The sequence below is a fragment of the Aeromonas sp. Lyrl_2 genome, from assembly GCF_051948815.1.
GTDB lineage: Bacteria > Pseudomonadota > Gammaproteobacteria > Enterobacterales > Aeromonadaceae > Aeromonas > Aeromonas veronii.
The window spans coordinates 70,903-87,843 of the sequence record NZ_JAYJLJ010000008.1; the positions used below are offsets into that span (position 1 = coordinate 70,903).

The following is a 16,941-nucleotide window of genomic DNA, read 5'->3' on the forward strand; positions in this document are numbered from 1 at the left end:
ATGTGGTTATTTCTCTGGCGTTCGTCCCTGCTCTATATCTTTCCCCTGCTGATGTGGGGCTACTGCCGCATCAAGGGCATCGAGTTCGTCGAGCTCGATACTGGGGTCAACAGCCACAAGTGGGTGGTGCTCGCCGCCTACCTCATCTACGTGCTGCTCTGGCTGCTGGCCAACCGCTATCTCGAACTCTTCCTGCGCCAGCGGAGCCGTAAATGATCGAGCCCGGGCTCTGGGTCATCCTGCTGCCAGCCGCCCTGCTGGCACTCGGAACAGGCTGGCTGATTGGCCGGCGCAGCAGCACGGCACAGGCTCAGGAGCTGCTGCTGGCACAGGAGCGTTATCAGGCGCTGCAGGAACGCTTTGATGAGCTGCAGGATGAGCGGCAACAGGGGCAGCAGAAGCTGGATCAGCAGCAGACCCTGCTGATCAAACTCACCGCCCGTCTGAAGGATGCGGAAGCGACCCTGCGCAGCGAGCGGTTGGCCGCCGCCGAGAAGCTGCAACTGCAACAGGAGGCGGAGCAGCGCCTCAGCCAGCAGTTCGAGAACCTTGCCAACCGAATCTTCGAGCAAAACTCCGGCAACTTCCGTGAACTCAACCAGAACAGCCTCGATCTGCTGCTCACTCCGCTCAAGGAGCAGCTGGAGGGTTTCCGCCGCCAGGTAGGGGAGACTCACGCGCAGGAGACGGCCCAGCGCCACAGTCTCAAGTTCGAGCTGGAGCGCCTTGCCGAGCTCAATGCCCGCATGACCGAAGAGGCGGCGGCGTTGACCCGCGCCCTCAAGGGCGATAGCAAGCAGCAGGGCAACTGGGGGGAAGTGGTGCTGGCACGGATCCTCAGTGAGTGCGGTCTGCGCGAGGGCCACGAGTACCACACCCAGGTCAATATCGAGGTGGAGAAGGGCAAGCGCTACCAGCCCGACGTGATCGTCCACCTGCCGCAGGAAAAAGACATCATCATCGACGCCAAGGTGTCGCTGACCGCCTACGAGCGCTGGTACAACGCCGAGGACGAGCTGGAGAAGGCGGTGGCGCTCAAGGAGCACGTCGCCTCGGTGCGCAACCATATCCGCGAGCTGGGCCGCAAGGATTACCAGCAGCTGCCCGGTGTGCGCACCCTCGACTATGTGCTGATGTTCGTGGCGGTAGAGCCCGCCTTCCTTACCGCGATGGAGGCCGATCCCTCGCTGGTACGTTACGGTCTCGACAACAACATCCTGCTGGTGAGCCCCACCAACTTGATGGTGGCGCTGCGCACCATCGAGAACCTGTGGCGTTACGAGCGGCAGAACCAGAATGCCCGCCAGATTGCCGAGCGGGCCGGTCGCCTCTACGAGAAGCTGCGGCTGTTTGTGGAGGAGATGCAGCAGATGGGCGGCAGCCTGCACAAGGCGCAGGAGAGCTACGATAAGGCAATGGGACGGCTGGTCAACGGCCGTGGCAACCTGATTGCCCAGGTCGAGCGTTTCCGCGAGCTGGGGGTGGAGGTGACCAAGAGCCTGCCAGAGCCGCTGGTGGAGCGGGCACTGGAGCGTGACAAGGAGCAGGAGTAGTTTTTACCTGCACCGTCATCAGCCAAGGCCCAAACCCGGTTTGGGCCTTTTGCTATCTGTCAGCTGGCCAAGTGCTTACCCATCATCAGAAATCCGCAAAGCAAACGGCCCACCGAAGTGGGCCGTTGTTATTTGCACTGCCGGTGTGGATCAGCGGCTGGCTGCGCGGGCGCTCAGTTCGGCTTTCTCGCTATCGCTCAGGAAGGCCAGGGTCAGGCCGTTCTGCTGGGCAGTGCGGATTTCGCTGGCGGTCATGCCAGCGGCCGGAGCGGCCACCTCATATTCGTGCGGCAGGTCGATCCCTTCCACCGCCGGGTCATCGGTGTTGAGGCAGGCCAGCACACCGGCGGCCAGGAACTGGCGGATCGGGTGCTCGGTCAGGCTCGCTACCGTAGTGGTCTGGATGTTGGAGGTGAGGCAGGATTCGATGCCGATGCGGTGCTCGGCCAGATAGGCCATCAGGGCCGGATCCTGAATCGCTTTGACGCCGTGGCCGATACGCTCGGCGCCCAGCTCGCGAATGGCCTGCCACATGCTCTCGGGGCCAGCGGCTTCACCGGCGTGTACGGTGACGCGCATGCCTGCATCGCGCACCTTGCGGAAGTGGTCGACAAAGAGTTCCCCCGGGAAGCCCAGCTCGTCACCGGCCAGATCGATGGCGACCAGCTTGTCGCGGTGGGCCAGACAGGCGGCCAGCTCCTGATTGCACTGCTCGGTGCCGAAGGTGCGGCTCATGATGCCGATTAGGTTGGTCTTGATGCCGAAGTCACGGCTGCCCGCGGCCACGCCGTCGATGATGGCTTCCACCACGCCCTGCGGGTGCAGCTTGTGGGCCATCGCCATATAGGCCGGGCTGAAGCGCAGCTCTGCATAGTCGATACCGGCGCGCAGCAGATCTTCCACGTTCTCGTAGGCGACTCGGCGGCAGGTGTCATAGTCGGCCAGCACGGCCACACCCCAGTCCAGTTTCTTCAGGAAGGCAACCAGACTCGGCTCGTTTTCGACGATCTGTACGTGGGGGCGCAGCGCCTCCAGCTCAAAGGCGGGCAGCTGGATATTGTGTTGGCGACCCAGCTCGAGGATGGTTTGCGGGCGGATGTTGCCGTCCAGATGGCGGTGCAGGTCGGTCAGGGGGATAGATCTGTCAATCATGGGGACGCCCTCGTCGAGTCAGGTTTGAAAGCCTGCCATTCTAGGCGGGGCTTTCAAAAAAGATACCCCGTTTATGGTTAAACGGGGTTCTGGCGGACGGTGATTTGTCAGGGCGTGATGGGAATCGTTTTTCCCAGGGACTCAGGAGAGATCGAGTTCCTTCAGCTTGCGAGTGAGGGTGTTGCGGCCCCAACCGAGCAGGCGCGCCGCCTCCTGCTTGTGGCCGTGAGTGTGTTCCAGCGCGGTTTCCAGCATGATCCGCTCGAACTGGGGCATGGCATCGGCCAGGATGTCTGTCTCTCCCAGCGCCAACTTGCTGGCCACCCACTCTTGCAACTGTTGCTGCCAGCAACCGGGCAACGCCGGTTGGCCCGGTTCGGCGTTGTGGGTGATGGGGGTGAGCAGCTCGGCAGGCAGGTCGCCGACCAGCACTTCTTGCCCCGAGGCCATCACGGTAAGCCAGCGGCAGACGTTCTCCAGCTGGCGCACGTTGCCCGGCCAGGGCAGGCGGCTGATATAGGCCTGGGTATCGGGGTGCAGGCTCTTGGCCTCGACGTTCAGCTCTTTGGCTGCGCGCAGCAGGAAGTGACGGGCCAGCTGGGGGATATCCTCACGGCGCTCCTTGAGGGCGGGGATGTGGATGCGGATGACGTTGAGACGGTGGAACAGGTCTTCCCGAAACTCGCCATCGGCGACCCGTTTCTCCAGATTCTGGTGGGTGGCTGCGATGATCCGTACATCCACCTGCACCGGCTGGTGGCCGCCGACCCGGTAGAACTGGCCATCGGCCAAGACCCGCAGCAGTCGGGTCTGCACATCCAGCGGCATATCGCCGATCTCGTCGAGAAACAGGGTGCCGCCGTCGGCCTGTTCGAAGCGGCCGTGGCGGATGTTGTTGGCGCCGGTGAAGGCCCCCTTCTCGTGACCGAACAGCTCAGATTCGATGAGATCTTTCGGAATGGCAGCCATGTTGAGGGCGATGAAGTTTTTGTGGGCGCGCGGGCTGTGCTTGTGCAGGGCGTGGGCGACCAGCTCCTTGCCGGTACCGCTCTGACCGTTGATCAGCACCGAGATGCTGGAGCGTGACAGGCGGCCGATGGCGCGGAACACCTCCTGCATCGCCGGTGCTTCACCGATGATCTCGGGAGTGGCGGTGGTCTCTTGCTGACGAGACTTGCGCTTGGTGCGCTGCTCCTTGAGGTGATTCTCGGCGCGGCGCACCAGGGTAACCGCTTCGTCGATGTCGAACGGCTTGGGCAGGTACTCGAAGGCGCCGCGCTGGTAGGCGTTGACCGCGCTGTCGAGGTCCGAGTGGGCGGTCATGATGATGATGGGCAGATCGGCCTGACGGCGATGGATCTGCTCCAGCAGGCTCAAACCATCGATGCCGGGCATCCGGATATCGGAGAGGATGACATCGGGCGAGCGCAGCTCAAGGGCGTGCAGCAGGGCTTCGCCATCGGCAAAGCTCTCGCAGTTGAAGCCTTCGCTGCCGAGAGTGCGCTCCAGCACCCAGCGGATAGAACTGTCGTCATCGACGATCCACACTTTGGCGGTCATGGGGTTCCCTTACTTGCGAAGCGGTAGAAAAATGGTGAATTCGGTGTGACCCGGCCAGCTGATGCAGTCAATCCGCCCCTTGTGCTGGTCGATCAGGTTCTGGGCGATGGAGAGGCCGAGCCCGGTTCCCCCCTCCTTGCCGGTGATCATCGGGTAGAACAGGGTGTCGCGAATGGCATCGGGAATGCCGGGGCCGTTGTCGATGATCTTGATCTCCGCTGCCAGCCGGTAACGCTGGCCGTGGATGGTGATCTGGAACGCGGTGCGGGTCTTGATACGGATAAGCCCGGTCTGATCGCCGAGTGCTTCGGCGGCATTGCGCACTATGTTGAGAAACGCCTGCTGCAGCTGATCCGGCTCCATCTCGAATTCGGGGATGCTGGGGTCGTAATCCCGCTCGATGCGCACCGTCGGTGGTAGCTCCAGCTCCACCAGTCGGCGTACCTGCTCCAGCACCGAATGGACATTGTGCATCTGGTGACGGCCGGGGCGCTGGGGACCGAGCAGCCGATCGACCAGTACCCGCAGCCTGTCAGCCTGTTCGATGATGATGCCGGTATATTCGCGCAGCGCCGGGTCCGGCAGCTCCTTTTGCAGCAGCTGGGCCGCGCCGCGCAGGCCGCCGAGGGGATTCTTGATTTCGTGGGCCAGCCCGCGCACCAGCTCCTTGGCCGCCAGCTGCTGGGCATGTTGCTGCTGCTCCTGACTGATCTTCTTCTGCTGGTCGATCTTGCGCAGCTCCACCACCAGCAGACGCTGTTCGTGGTCGGCCATCGGGGTGGCGCTCAGCTCCACCAGTCGCGGTTCTCCCTCTACCACCAGAGTCACTTCGCTATCGGTAAAGCCTTGCCCTGACACGAGGCACTGCTTGAGCCGCTGCAAATCGAGGGAGATATGTTCCAGCAGATGGGGCAGTTCGATGCCGATCAGCCTGCGTTCACTGAGGGAGAGCAGCTGTTCAGCCGCCGGGTTGACGAACTGGATGCAGAGCCGCTCATCCATCAGGATCACGGCGGTCAGCAAATTATCCAAGAGTGTTTTGGCGTTGTCCGAGCGGGTTGGCACAGGTTTCTCCCTAAAACGGTGCTACACACCTGTTATGCACCGATATGGTGCATAGAGTTTACCCGCATCGGTGCGCTATATCACCCCTAGTCGGCTTTGGGGGTGGGTTTGGGAGCCGGCGTCACGCTCGCTCTATGCAGGTAAAAGGTGACTGCACTGGATTTAGCAAGGATCGTACCGTCTTTGGCGAGCAGTTCGAGCTGGGCCTCGTGGGCGCCGCGATCGACGTTTTCGACGCGGACAGAGAGGCTGTTGCTGACGATGGGGGCGGCTTTGCCATCCAGGGTCAGGCGCACATCATACTGGGTCGGAGGTTTGGGGCTGATGGTGCCCTGAAAGACGATATTGCCTGTGTTGTCGCGCAGGGTGCTGCCCTGTTCCGGGGAAAGCAGTTCGATGGTCAGCTTGGCCGCCTCTTTCTCTTTCTTGGCATCGGCGCCAGTCAGGCTGTTGAAGTTATCCACCTGCACCGATCTGGGCGCGCTGCTGCCCAGCAGCGGGGCGACCCGCAGATCGACCTCTTTGGCGTTTTTGCCGGGTGGTGGCGCATCCGAGTAGTGGGTGATGCCATTGCCATCGACCCAGGAGTAGACCTTGGCCGCGTCCGCAGCGAACGAGGTCAGCAACAGGAGGCCGAGCACCCCTATGCCATGCTTGTTGTTCATCCATCTCTCCTTGACGGTATTTTGCTTAATCCTATCAGAGAAAAAACCCGCCAGATGGCGGGTTTTGTCACGATTAAGCAAGCTGACCAGATTTAAACGGCCAGTCTGCTGAGACTTAGACGGAGTAGTACAGTTCGAACTCCAGCGGGTGCGGGGTCATGCGCACACGGTCAACATCCTGCTGTTTCAGTTCCAGATAGGAGTTGATGAAGTCATCGCTGAACACGCCGCCGCGGGTCAGGAACTCGCGGTCAGCATCCAGAGCGGCCAGGGCTTCGTCCAGAGAACCGGCAACGGTCGGCACTTCTGCGGCTTCTTCCGGCGGCAGGTCATACAAGTTCTTGTCCATGGCATCGCCCGGATGGATCTTGTTGATGATACCGTCCAGACCGGCCATCAGCTGGGCAGCGAAGGCCAGGTACGGGTTGGCAGCCGGATCCGGGAAGCGCACTTCGATACGACGGGCTTTCGGGCTCGGTACCACCGGGATACGGATGGAGGCAGAGCGGTTGCGGGCAGAGTAGGCCAGCATGACCGGTGCTTCATAACCCGGAACCAGACGCTTGTAGGAGTTGGTGGTCGGGTTGGCGAAGGCGTTGATGGCCTTGGCGTGCTTGATGATACCGCCGATGTAGTGCAGCGCCATCTCTGACAGACCGCCATACAGGTCGCCAGCGAACAGGTTGACGCCGTTCTTGGCCAGAGACTGGTGGCAGTGCATGCCGGAGCCGTTGTCACCGAACATGGGTTTCGGCATGAAGGTGACGGTCTTGTTGTAGGCGTGGGCCACGTTGTGGATCACGTACTTCAGTACCTGTACTTCATCAGCTTTCAGCGTAAGAGTGTTGAAGCGGGTAGCGATCTCGTTCTGACCGGCAGTGGCCACTTCGTGGTGGTGAGCTTCAACGACCTGGCCCATCTCTTCCAGCACCAGACACATGGCGGCGCGGATATCCTGGGAAGAGTCGACCGGTGCAACTGGGAAGTAACCGCCTTTCACGAACGGACGGTGACCCTTGTTGCCATGCTCATAGGCAGTGCCGGAGTTCCATGCGGCTTCTTCAGATTCGATTTTCACGAAGCTGTGGCCCATGGTGTTGGAGAAAGTAATGTTGTCGAACATGAAGAATTCCGGCTCCGGCCCGAACAGCACGGTGTCAGCGATGCCGCTGGACTTCAGGAAATCTTCTGCACGCTTGGCGATGGAGCGCGGATCGCGGTCGTAGCCCTGCATGGTGGCAGGCTCCAGCACGTCACAAACGATGTTCAGGGTGGTCTCTTCGGTGAACGGGTCCAGCTTGGCGGAGGCTGCGTCCGGCATCAGTACCATGTCGGATTCGTTGATGCCCTTCCAGCCGCCGATGGAGGAACCATCGAACATCTTGCCGTCTTCGAAGAAATCTTCATCAACCTGGTGAGCAGGGATGGATACATGCTGCTCTTTACCCTTGGTGTCGGTAAAGCGCAGATCAACAAACTTGACTTCGTGTTCCTGGATCAGGGCCAAAACGTTCTGGGCTGACATGCTAAGTAACCTCCGGTGTTAAAACTCTCTGGGTGAATGCGTCGTCGTATTCACATAAGCCAGTATCGTGCCAAGTTTGTGACAGCTTGATTTCAGGGCAATCTCGCTGAAGAGGCTCCCCAAAATCAGGCGATCTCGACTCGCGTTGCATCAATTTAGTGCGATGGTGGATCGTTTTGGTGCGCTGTAATGGTGCGCGAAATACGGTCACCGCCCATCTAAGCAGGGTTTGTCAGAGAGGTCTATGATCCAGATCTGTTGTTATGCGCGAATGTACTGCAATTCTGCTAGGCAGATCACAAAGGCAAGAGTACAATTAGCGCCCAATTTTACCCGGTGATTGAGGCGAGAATGTTAGAGAATTTACGCAATATTGCGATTATTGCGCACGTTGACCACGGCAAAACGACTCTGGTTGATAAGCTGCTGCAGCAGTCCGGCACCCTGGACCGCTCCACGGAAGGCCAGGAACGGATCATGGACTCCAATGATCTGGAACGGGAACGTGGCATCACCATTCTCGCCAAGAACACTGCGATCCGCTGGAATGACTACCGCATCAACATCGTTGATACACCGGGTCACGCCGACTTCGGTGGTGAAGTAGAGCGCGTACTGTCCATGGTTGACTCCGTGCTGCTGCTGGTTGACGCCGTTGACGGCCCGATGCCGCAAACCCGTTTCGTGACCCAGAAAGCGTTCGCTCAGGGTCTGAAGCCGATCGTGGTCATCAACAAGGTTGACCGTCCGGGTGCTCGTCCTGACTGGGTAATGGATCAGGTATTCGACCTGTTCGACAACCTGGGCGCGACTGATGAACAGCTGGATTTCAAAGTTGTTTACGCCTCTGCACTGAACGGTTGGGCCACCATGGATCAGGACGTCGAGTCCGAGAACATGGAACCGCTGTTCCAGGCTATCGTTGACAACGTTGAAGCGCCGAAGGCTGATGCCGAAGGTGGTTTCCAGATGCAGATCTCCCAGCTGGACTACAACTCCTACGTGGGCGTTATCGGTATCGGCCGTATCACTCGTGGTCGCGTCAAGACCAACCAGCAAGTCACCATCGTTGGTGCTGACGGCAAGACCCGTAACGGTAAAGTCGGTCAGGTGCTGGGTTACCTGGGTCTGTCCCGTACTGAAGTTACCGACGCGCAAGCGGGTGACATCATCGCTATCACCGGTCTGGGCGAGCTGAAAATCTCCGACACCATCTGTGACAACGGTGCCGTTGAAGCCCTGCCGCCGCTCTCCGTTGACGAGCCGACCGTGAACATGACCTTCCAGGTCAACACCTCACCGTTCGCCGGTAAAGAGGGCAAGTTCGTGACCTCCCGTAACATTCTGGAGCGTCTGAACCAGGAGCTGGTCCACAACGTGGCCCTGCGCGTGGAAGAGACCGATGATCCGGACAAGTTCCGTGTATCCGGTCGTGGTGAACTGCACCTCTCCATCCTGATCGAAAACATGCGTCGCGAAGGTTACGAACTGGCTGTGTCCCGTCCGGAAGTAATCCTGCGTACCGTTGATGGCGTTCTGCAAGAGCCGTTCGAAACCGTAACTGTGGACGTTGAAGAAGCGCACCAGGGTTCCGTGATGGAGCAACTGGGTCTGCGTAAGGGCGAAATGACCAACATGACCCCGGATGGCAAGGGTCGTGTCCGTCTGGACTTCATGATCCCGAGCCGTGGCCTGATCGGCTTCCAGACCGAGTTCATGACTATGACCTCAGGTACCGGTCTGCTCTACCACACCTTCGACCACTACGGTCCGCACAAGGGTGGCAGCATCGGCGAGCGTCAGAACGGCGTGCTGATCTCCAACGCTACCGGTAAAGCACTGACTTACGCCCTGTTCGGTCTGCAAGACCGTGGTCGTCTGTTCATCGGTCACGCGACCGAGGTGTACGAAGGCCAGGTGATCGGTATTCACTCCCGTTCCAACGACCTGACTGTTAACTGCCTGAAAGGCAAACAGCTGACCAACATGCGTGCCTCCGGTACCGACGAAGCTCAAGTGCTGACTCCGCCGATCCGCATGACTCTGGAACAGGCTCTCGAGTTCATCGATAACGACGAACTGGTAGAAGTGACTCCGAAGAACATCCGTATCCGTAAGAAATTGCTGACCGAGCTGGATCGCAAGCGCTCTGGCCGTGGTTAATGCTATGTGCTGAGTCTCGGCAGCCCTTGCGGCCGCTGACGGTTCACTGATAAACGGACCCAAACCTCTGGTTTGGGTCCGTTTTTTTATGCTTGTGATCCGCTCTGGCCATCCTGATGAGCTCGTTCAGGCTATCCGGTAATGGGGCTGATGAGCGTTGAGCGAAGGTCGTGGGGATGGGTGAGATAAAAAGCCGCAGCGGATGAACGCTGCGGCTTTTTGCTGGCTTGCAGTAAGGGGTTACTGGCGCCAGAAGGAGGGGAAGAAGAGCACGGCGACCGTCAGGATCTCCAGTCGTCCCAGCAGCATGCCGAATGACAGCAGCCATTTGGCCGATTCCGGCAGGCTGGCAAAGTTGGTGCTGGGGCCGACCACCGGGCCCATGCCCGGGCCGACGTTGGCGACGGCGGTGATGGAGCTGGATATGGCTGTCAGGGGGTCAAGCCCGATGGCGCCCAGCAGCGCGGCTATCACCAGAATGATGGCGAAGTAGGCCAGTACGAAGGAGATCATCGAGCGGATGATGGCGTCATTGACCGTCCGGCCGTTGTACTTCTGCGGGAAGACAGCAGAAGGGTGCATCAGTTGGCGCATCTGCTTTCTGAACAGGGCGAATGCCACCTGTACCCGGAAGATCTTGAGACCACCCGCAGTGGAGCCTGAACAGGCCCCAAGAGCCAGCAGCACGATGAAGACGATGCTGGCGAGCGGCCCCCAGGTGCCGAAGTCACCAAGGCCGTAGCCGGTGGTGGTGAGCACCGAGACGATGTTGAAGCAGCTGATGCGCAGGGCATCCCAGAAGCCGAACAGATCTCTCTCCCACAGATAGAAGGTCATGATGACGGTGACCCACACCACCAGCCAGAAGAAGCCGCGCACCTGGGCATCCTTGAACAGGCTGTTGTCCCTGTGGTTGAGGCTCTGCACATAGAGCAGGAAGGGCAGGCCGCCGAGGAACATGAATAGAGTGCCAATCCAGTGTGCCGAGTTGGAGAAGTGGGACATGGATTGATCGGAGGTGGAGTAGCCGCCGGTACTGAGAGTGGTCATGGCGTGGTTGATCGCCTCGAACATGTTCATGCCGCTGGCCCAGTAGGCCATGAAGCAGAGCATGGAGAGCACCAGATAGACCACAACGATGTTGTTGGCGACCGTCTTGGCACGCGGGGCGCTTTTGTCCGACCAGTCCGAGCTCTCGGTCTGGAACAGCTTCATACCGCCGACGTTGAGGTAGGGCAGCACGGCTACCGCCATCACGATAAAGCCGACCCCGCCCAGCCACTGCAGGATGGAACGCCACAACAGGATGCTGTGAGCCATGTTGTCGAGGCCGGAGAGCACGGTAGAGCCCGTGGTGGTCACCCCCGACATGGTCTCGAAGTAGGCGTCGGTGAAGTTGATGTGGGTGATGAAAACAAAAGGCAGGGCGCCGAAGGCGCAGGCTACCACCCAGACCGAGGTGGTGAGCAGGAACATCTCCCGCACCCCCAGATGAAACTCCGCCTTGCGACCGTAGTGGAGGCAGAGCAGGGCGGCGCCGTGGGTGATCAGCACGGACTTGAGAAACTCGACAAATCCCTCTGACCCGGTGAGCAGTGCCAGCAAGGTGGGCAGCCACATGAAGAGCGCCAGCTTGGAGAGCACCAGCCCGAGGGTGAAGATAATGGGACGCAGCTTGATCATGTTCGATAACCTGGTCGTTGATTAACAAAAGACCCGGACCATCCCCTTGGGGGAGCTGAGCCGGGTCTGGTTTGACAGCCTGTGCGCATGAAGACGTTACAGGAAGAAGGGGCTTGGCTGGAACAGCCGCTCCACTTCCGGGATGTACTTCTTGTCCACCAGGAACATGACCACGTGGTCATCCTGCTGGATCTTGGTGCGATCGTGGGCGATCAGTACCTCATCCCCGCGTACCACGGCACCGATAGTGGTGCCCGGTGGCAGCTTGAGTTCGCCAACCGTCTTGCCGACCACCTTGGAGGTGTTCTCGTCGCCGTGGGCGATCGCCTCGATCGCCTCGGCCGCGCCGCGGCGCAGACTGTAGACGTTGGCGATATCGGCCCGGCGCACGTGGGTCAGCAGGGCCGAGATGGTGGCCTGCTGGGGCGAGATGGCGATATCGATGGAGCCACCCTGCACCAGATCGACGTAGGCGCCGCGCTGGATCAGCACCATGGTCTTCTTGGCGCCCATCTTCTTGGCGAGCAGCGCCGACATGATGTTGGCCTCATCCTCGTTAGTCACGGCGATGAAGACGTCGATCTGGTCGATGTGCTCCTCGGCCAGCAGCTCCTGATCCGCCGCATCGCCACAGAAGACGATGGTGTTCTCCAGCAGTTCGGAGAGCTGCTCCGCCCGCTTCTGGTTGCGCTCGATGAGCTTGACGCTGTAGCGCTTCTCCAGCTGGCGGGCGAGACCCGCGCCGATGTTGCCACCACCGACGATCATGATGCGGCGGTAGGGGCTCTCGAGGCGCTGCAGCTCCGACATCACGGCACGGATATGGCCCGCGGCGGCAACGAAGAAGACCTCGTCATCCGCTTCGATGATGGTGGTACCTTGCGGACGGATCGGGCGGCCCTGACGGAAGATAGCCGCTACCCGGGTCTCGATGTTGGGCATGTGCTCGCGCAGGGTTGAGAGGGCGTTACCCACCAGCGGGCCGCCGTAGTAGGCCTTGACCGCCACCAGACCGACGCGGCCACCTGCAAAATCAACCACTTGCAGGGCACCCGGATATTCGATCAGGCGACGCACATAGTCGGTCACCAGTTGCTCCGGCGCGATCAGGTGATCCACCGGCACCGATTCCGGCAGGAACAGGCGATCCCGCTCGGTCAGATAGGCTGGCGAGCGGATCCGTGCCACCTTGTTCGGGGTGTTGAACAGGGAGTAGGCCACCTGACAGGCGATCATGTTGGTCTCGTCACTGTTGGTGACGGCGACCAGCATGTCGGCATCCTGAGCACCCGCTTCGCGCAGCACCTTGGGGTGGGCGCCGTGACCGTTGACCACCCGCAGGTCAAACTTGTCCTGCAGTTCGCGCAGGCGTTCGCTGTCGGTGTCGACGATGGTGATGTCGTTGTTCTCCCCGGCCAGGTTCTCGGCCAGAGTGCCGCCGACCTGGCCGGCTCCCAAAATGATGATCTTCATAGGGAACGTCTACTCACGTTGAGGCAGTAAAGGGGCATTTCGCCTGCATGGCGATTGCCCCGGAAGAAGCATGTCAGCGTCACAGCTTGACCAGCTTGGCGTAGTAGAAGCCATCCATCTCGGCTTCACCCGGCAGGAACTGGCGACCCGGGCAGTCCGGGGTGTCCTGTTCGTGCAACGGTACCAATTTGGCATCTTTGGTCGCGGCAAGGAAGGCGCGGATCTGGTCGCGGTTCTCTTCCGGCAGGACGGAGCAGGTAGCGTAGAGCAGGGTGCCACCGCTCTTCAGCTTGCCCCAGAGGGCATTGAGAATGCGGCGCTGCAGCTCGGCCAGCTCGCGGATGTCCTGATCACGGCGCAACCACTTGATGTCGGGGTGGCGACGGATAACGCCGGTGGCGGAGCAGGGGGCATCCAGCAGGATGCGGTCGAACAGCCCCTCCGGCCACCACTGTTCCGGTGCCGCGGCATCGCCGTGGATCACTTTGGCGGTCAGGCCGATGCGATCCAGGTTCTCCTGCACCCGCTTGAGGCGGTTCTCGTCGGCATCAACGGCAACCACGCCAGCCAGCTTGGGCTGACGCTCGAGCAGGTGGGCGGTCTTGCCGCCGGGGGCGGCGCAGGCATCCAGCACCCACTCACCCGGTTGCGGGTCGAGCAGTGCCGCGGCCTGTTGTGCTGCGCCATCCTGTACCGAGCAGTCACCCACTTCGAAGCCGGGCAGCTTGGTCACATCGCAAGGACGCTCCAGCAGGATGCAATCCTCGCCCTCTTCACCGGCCACGGCATTGATGCCGACTTCAGCCATGCGAGCCAGCATGGTATCACGGCTCTGGCGCTGGCTGTTGTTGCGGATCCACATGGGAGGGCGCTGGTTGTTCGCCTCCATGATGAATTCCCACTCATCGTGATAGGCCTGACGCAGGCGCTTGGTGAGCCACTCAGGATGACCCAGTCGCACGCTCGGCACGCGATCGATACGCAGCAGAATGACTTCGGCGCTGCGCTGGAAGTTGCGCAACACGCCGTTGATGAGGCCACGCAGTGAGGTGCCCTTGAGCAGCTTGACCGCGTTGACGGTCTCGGCCACCGCGGCGTGAGCCGGAATGCGGGTGTAGATGAGCTGATAGAGACCGACCAGGATGAGGTAGTGGAAAATGCGGCTCTTGTTTTTGAGCGGCTTGTCCATCATCTCGTTGACTGCCGCATCAAGGCGGGGCAGCCAGCGCAGGGTGCCGTAGCAGAGTTCTTGCAGGAGAGCGCGATCGCGAGGTGCAACTTTCTCCTGGGCAGCAGGCAGAACAGCGGAGAGGGATTGACCCTGATCCAGCACCTGTTGAATAACGAGAGCGGCCTGTGCACGTGTTTTCATAGAGTTACCTTAGATGCGCAAGTCGGGGCCTGGGCCCCGCTTGTGTCAATTCAATCCAGTTCAATTCAATTGCGTGCCGGGTTCAAACCAGTCGCGGCGAGAGTTGAGCAGATCCGAAACGGACATCGCCTTCTTGCCGGGCGGTTGCAGGGTCAGCAGGCGCAGTACCCCTTTGCCGGTAGCGATATCGATCCCCTGCTTGTCGGCCTTGAGCAGGGTGCCGGCGGGTTGGCCGTGGTCACTGTCAATGACGGCGGCTTGCCATACCTTGACGGTCTGGTCAGCCACTTCAAACCAGCTGATGGGCCAGGGGTTGAACGAGCGGATGCAGCGTTCGATGGCAACAGCCTCCATCGACCAGTCGATACGGGCCTCTTCCTTGGAGAGCTTTTCGGCGTAGTTGGCCAGCGCATCATCTTGCGCTTCGGCAGCGGTTTCACCGGCGGCCATGGCATTGATGGTGTCGACCAGTGCCTGCGGGCCCAGCTCGGCCAGCTTGTCATAGAGGCTGGCGGAGGTCTCGTCGGCGGCGATGGGGCAGCTTACCTTGCGGATCATGGCGCCGGTATCCAGTCCCACATCCATCTGCATGATGGTGACGCCGGTTTCGGCATCGCCCGCCCAGATAGAGCGCTGGATCGGTGCGGCACCGCGCCAGCGGGGCAGCAGGGAGCCATGGACGTTGATGCAGCCTAGGCGCGGGGTATCGAGCACCACCTTGGGCAGGATCAGGCCGTAGGCAACCACCACCATCAGGTCGGCACCCAGTGCAGCAAGCTCGGCTTGCGCCTCTTCCTTGCGCAGAGAGGCCGGTTGGTAAACCGGCAGGTTGTGGGCCAGTGCCAGCTCTTTGACCGGGCTGGCGGTGAGCTTCTGACCACGGCCAGCAGGCTTGTCAGGCTGGGTATAAACGGCAACGACCTCGTGGTCGGAAGACAACAACGCCGCCAGGTGACGGGCGGCGAAGTCGGGAGTACCGGCAAAAATCAGTTTCAGCTTATTCAATGGGGCAGATCCTCAGAGGACTTTGCGATCTTCACGGGCCATCTTTTCCAGCTTCTGGCGAATGCGCTGGCGCTTGAGCGGGGACAAGTAATCCACAAACAGCTTGCCGACCAGATGATCCATCTCATGCTGGATGCAGATGGCGAGCAGATCATCGGCTTCCAGCTCGAACGGCTTGCCGTTGCGATCCAGGGCGCGGATTTTGATCTGTTCGGCGCGAGGCACCAGAGCACGGCTGCCGGGCACGGAGAGGCAACCCTCTTCAATGCCGGTGCTGCCGCACTGCTCGATGACCTCCGGATTGATCAATACCAGAGGATCTTCACGGTTTTCAGAGACATCGATCACTATGATGCGCTGGTGAATGTCGACCTGAGTCGCGGCCAGGCCAATGCCTTCCTCCGCGTACATGGTTTCGAACATATCATCTACAATCTGTTGTAACTCGGGTGTAAAGGTCTCGACAGGGGCTGCAACGGTGCGCAGGCGCTCATCGGGAAAACGCAATACATCTAGAATGGCCATAGTTTTTTCTTTAGTTTCGTATAAATGCAGTCAATATTGGCGTAATTCTAGTCATTTACGCCGACAAAAAACAGCAACACTTTGCGTACAGAAGTAACAGGGAGTGTTATGTATCTGAAGCAAACCATCCTCGCCTGCCTGCTGGTGACCGTGAGTCAGGCAGCACTGGCCGATCAGCTCAGGCTGAAAGCGGGTTACCCCGAAAGTTATGTAGTGCAAAAAGGCGACACCCTGTGGGATATCTCCGGCAAGTATCTTTCCGAACCCTGGCTCTGGCCCCGTCTCTGGAACATCAATCCGCAGATTGCCAATCCTCACTGGATCTACCCCGGTGATGTACTGCATCTGAGCTGGGTCAATGGTGAACCCCGGCTCGGCAAGGCGATGCAGGGTGGCAAGCAAGTTATCCGTCTCGGCCCGAAAACCCGTTACGAGAACAAAGCCAACCCCATTCCGACCCTGCCTATCAGCGAGATCGGCCCCTTCCTGCAAACCGACCATATTCTGGCTGACAGCCAGCAGCAGAAAACCCTGCCTTATCTGCTGGGGTCGGATCAGAAACATATCGGCATGCTGGAGGGGGACACCCTCTATGTGCAGGGCTCCCTGACGCCCGGGCAGGTCTATGGCATCTATCATCCCGGAGTGGTCTACAAGGATCGCGAAACCGGTGAACTGCTGGGCCAGGAGGCGATCTTTGCCGGTGTGGTGCGGGCCGTGGCGCGTCTTGATGGCGATCGGACTGAAGTTACCCTCACTCATAACCAGCGCGAAGTGCTGCAGGGCGACAAGGTGATGCCGCTGCCCGTTCAGGAGAACATGCCCGCCGTCTTCACACCCAAAGCCGCACCTGCCATCACGCCGGGCTATATCATCGATTTGCCGAACAAGACCCGGGGCGGTGGCAAGTTTGATGTGGTGCTGATCAACCGGGGTGGCCGCGATCAACTGGTCGCCGGGGATGTGTTGGATGTCAGACGGCCCGGTGCTGCTCTGGTCACCAAGAATGGCGATGTACAGTACAAGGAGCTCTCGTCGGTTTTTAACCGGGTGTTTTACAGCAGTAACAAGAAGGCACCACTGCCCTCTGAAGCGATTGCCCGTGTCATGTTGTTCAAGGTGTATGACAAGCTGAGTTACGGTCTCATCATGCAGAGTAACGACATGGTGAGTGCGGGCTATCAGGTCACTCACTTCTGA

General features: G+C 60.1%; 14 protein-coding genes. 4 read left to right on the plus strand and 10 right to left on the minus strand.

All coding sequences use genetic code 11. The features are described from left to right. Together VF684_RS08985 and rmuC are read left to right on the plus strand one after the other, a co-directional pair. The gene (locus VF684_RS08985) at positions 1-216 is read left to right on the plus strand and encodes a hypothetical protein (RefSeq protein WP_033114762.1); all 216 of its coding nucleotides are present in this window, start codon (positions 1-3) and stop codon (positions 214-216) included. After that, positions 213-1,553: a DNA recombination protein RmuC gene (rmuC, locus tag VF684_RS08990; RefSeq protein ID WP_139441138.1), complete on the plus strand. Its 1,341-nt coding sequence runs from the start codon at positions 213-215 to the stop codon at positions 1,551-1,553. Before VF684_RS08985 ends, rmuC begins: the two co-directional genes overlap by 4 nt. Positions 1,554-1,703: 150 nt before the next feature. Here the strand turns inward: rmuC and add are convergent, their stop codons facing one another. The 5 genes from add to glnA form a co-directional block, all read right to left on the minus strand. Continuing rightward, positions 1,704-2,705: an adenosine deaminase gene (gene add, locus VF684_RS08995; RefSeq protein WP_139441139.1), complete on the minus strand. Its 1,002-nt coding sequence runs from the start codon at positions 2,703-2,705 to the stop codon at positions 1,704-1,706. Positions 2,706-2,846: 141 nt separating this feature from the next. Next, complete coding sequence (glnG, locus tag VF684_RS09000) at positions 2,847-4,265, minus strand: nitrogen regulation protein NR(I) (RefSeq protein WP_021231490.1); 1,419 nt, start codon at positions 4,263-4,265, stop codon at positions 2,847-2,849. A gap of 9 nt (positions 4,266-4,274) precedes the next feature. Continuing rightward, the gene (gene glnL / locus VF684_RS09005; RefSeq protein ID WP_005341973.1) at positions 4,275-5,330 is read right to left on the minus strand and encodes a nitrogen regulation protein NR(II); all 1,056 of its coding nucleotides are present in this window, start codon (positions 5,328-5,330) and stop codon (positions 4,275-4,277) included. Positions 5,331-5,416: 86 nt separating this feature from the next. Further along, on the minus strand, positions 5,417-5,995 hold the full coding sequence (locus tag VF684_RS09010; RefSeq protein ID WP_042079784.1) for a DUF4124 domain-containing protein: 579 nt from the start codon (positions 5,993-5,995) through the stop codon (positions 5,417-5,419). Between the two features lie 115 nt (positions 5,996-6,110). Then, complete coding sequence (gene glnA, locus VF684_RS09015) at positions 6,111-7,520, minus strand: glutamate--ammonia ligase (RefSeq protein ID WP_005339672.1); 1,410 nt, start codon at positions 7,518-7,520, stop codon at positions 6,111-6,113. Positions 7,521-7,871: 351 nt separating this feature from the next. On the opposite strand from glnA, the gene typA reads away from it, so the two are divergent. Beyond that, positions 7,872-9,683 carry a translational GTPase TypA gene (typA, locus tag VF684_RS09020; protein WP_005339679.1) on the plus strand — a complete coding sequence of 604 codons (1,812 nt, stop codon included), beginning with the start codon at positions 7,872-7,874 and terminating at the stop codon, positions 9,681-9,683. 240 nt (positions 9,684-9,923) lie between these two features. On the opposite strand, the gene VF684_RS09025 is transcribed toward typA, so the two are convergent. The 5 genes from VF684_RS09025 to def form a co-directional block, all read right to left on the minus strand. Further along, entirely contained in the window at positions 9,924-11,366 is a 1,443-nt protein-coding gene (locus VF684_RS09025; protein WP_005341967.1) for a TrkH family potassium uptake protein, read from the minus strand. 96 nt (positions 11,367-11,462) lie between these two features. Further along, positions 11,463-12,839: a Trk system potassium transporter TrkA gene (gene trkA / locus VF684_RS09030; protein WP_005339689.1), complete on the minus strand. Its 1,377-nt coding sequence runs from the start codon at positions 12,837-12,839 to the stop codon at positions 11,463-11,465. A 79-nt stretch (positions 12,840-12,918) separates the two neighbouring features. After that, entirely contained in the window at positions 12,919-14,211 is a 1,293-nt protein-coding gene (gene rsmB / locus VF684_RS09035; RefSeq protein WP_139441140.1) for a 16S rRNA (cytosine(967)-C(5))-methyltransferase RsmB, read from the minus strand. A 60-nt stretch (positions 14,212-14,271) separates the two neighbouring features. Next, positions 14,272-15,216 (minus strand): methionyl-tRNA formyltransferase, encoded by a 945-nt coding sequence (gene fmt / locus VF684_RS09040; protein WP_005357507.1) that lies wholly within the window; start codon positions 15,214-15,216, stop codon positions 14,272-14,274. Between the two features lie 12 nt (positions 15,217-15,228). Continuing rightward, positions 15,229-15,741 (minus strand): peptide deformylase, encoded by a 513-nt coding sequence (gene def / locus VF684_RS09045; RefSeq protein ID WP_005357510.1) that lies wholly within the window; start codon positions 15,739-15,741, stop codon positions 15,229-15,231. 108 nt (positions 15,742-15,849) lie between these two features. Between def and VF684_RS09050 the strand changes: the two genes are divergently transcribed. After that, positions 15,850-16,941: a LysM peptidoglycan-binding domain-containing protein gene (locus VF684_RS09050; RefSeq protein WP_139441141.1), complete on the plus strand. Its 1,092-nt coding sequence runs from the start codon at positions 15,850-15,852 to the stop codon at positions 16,939-16,941.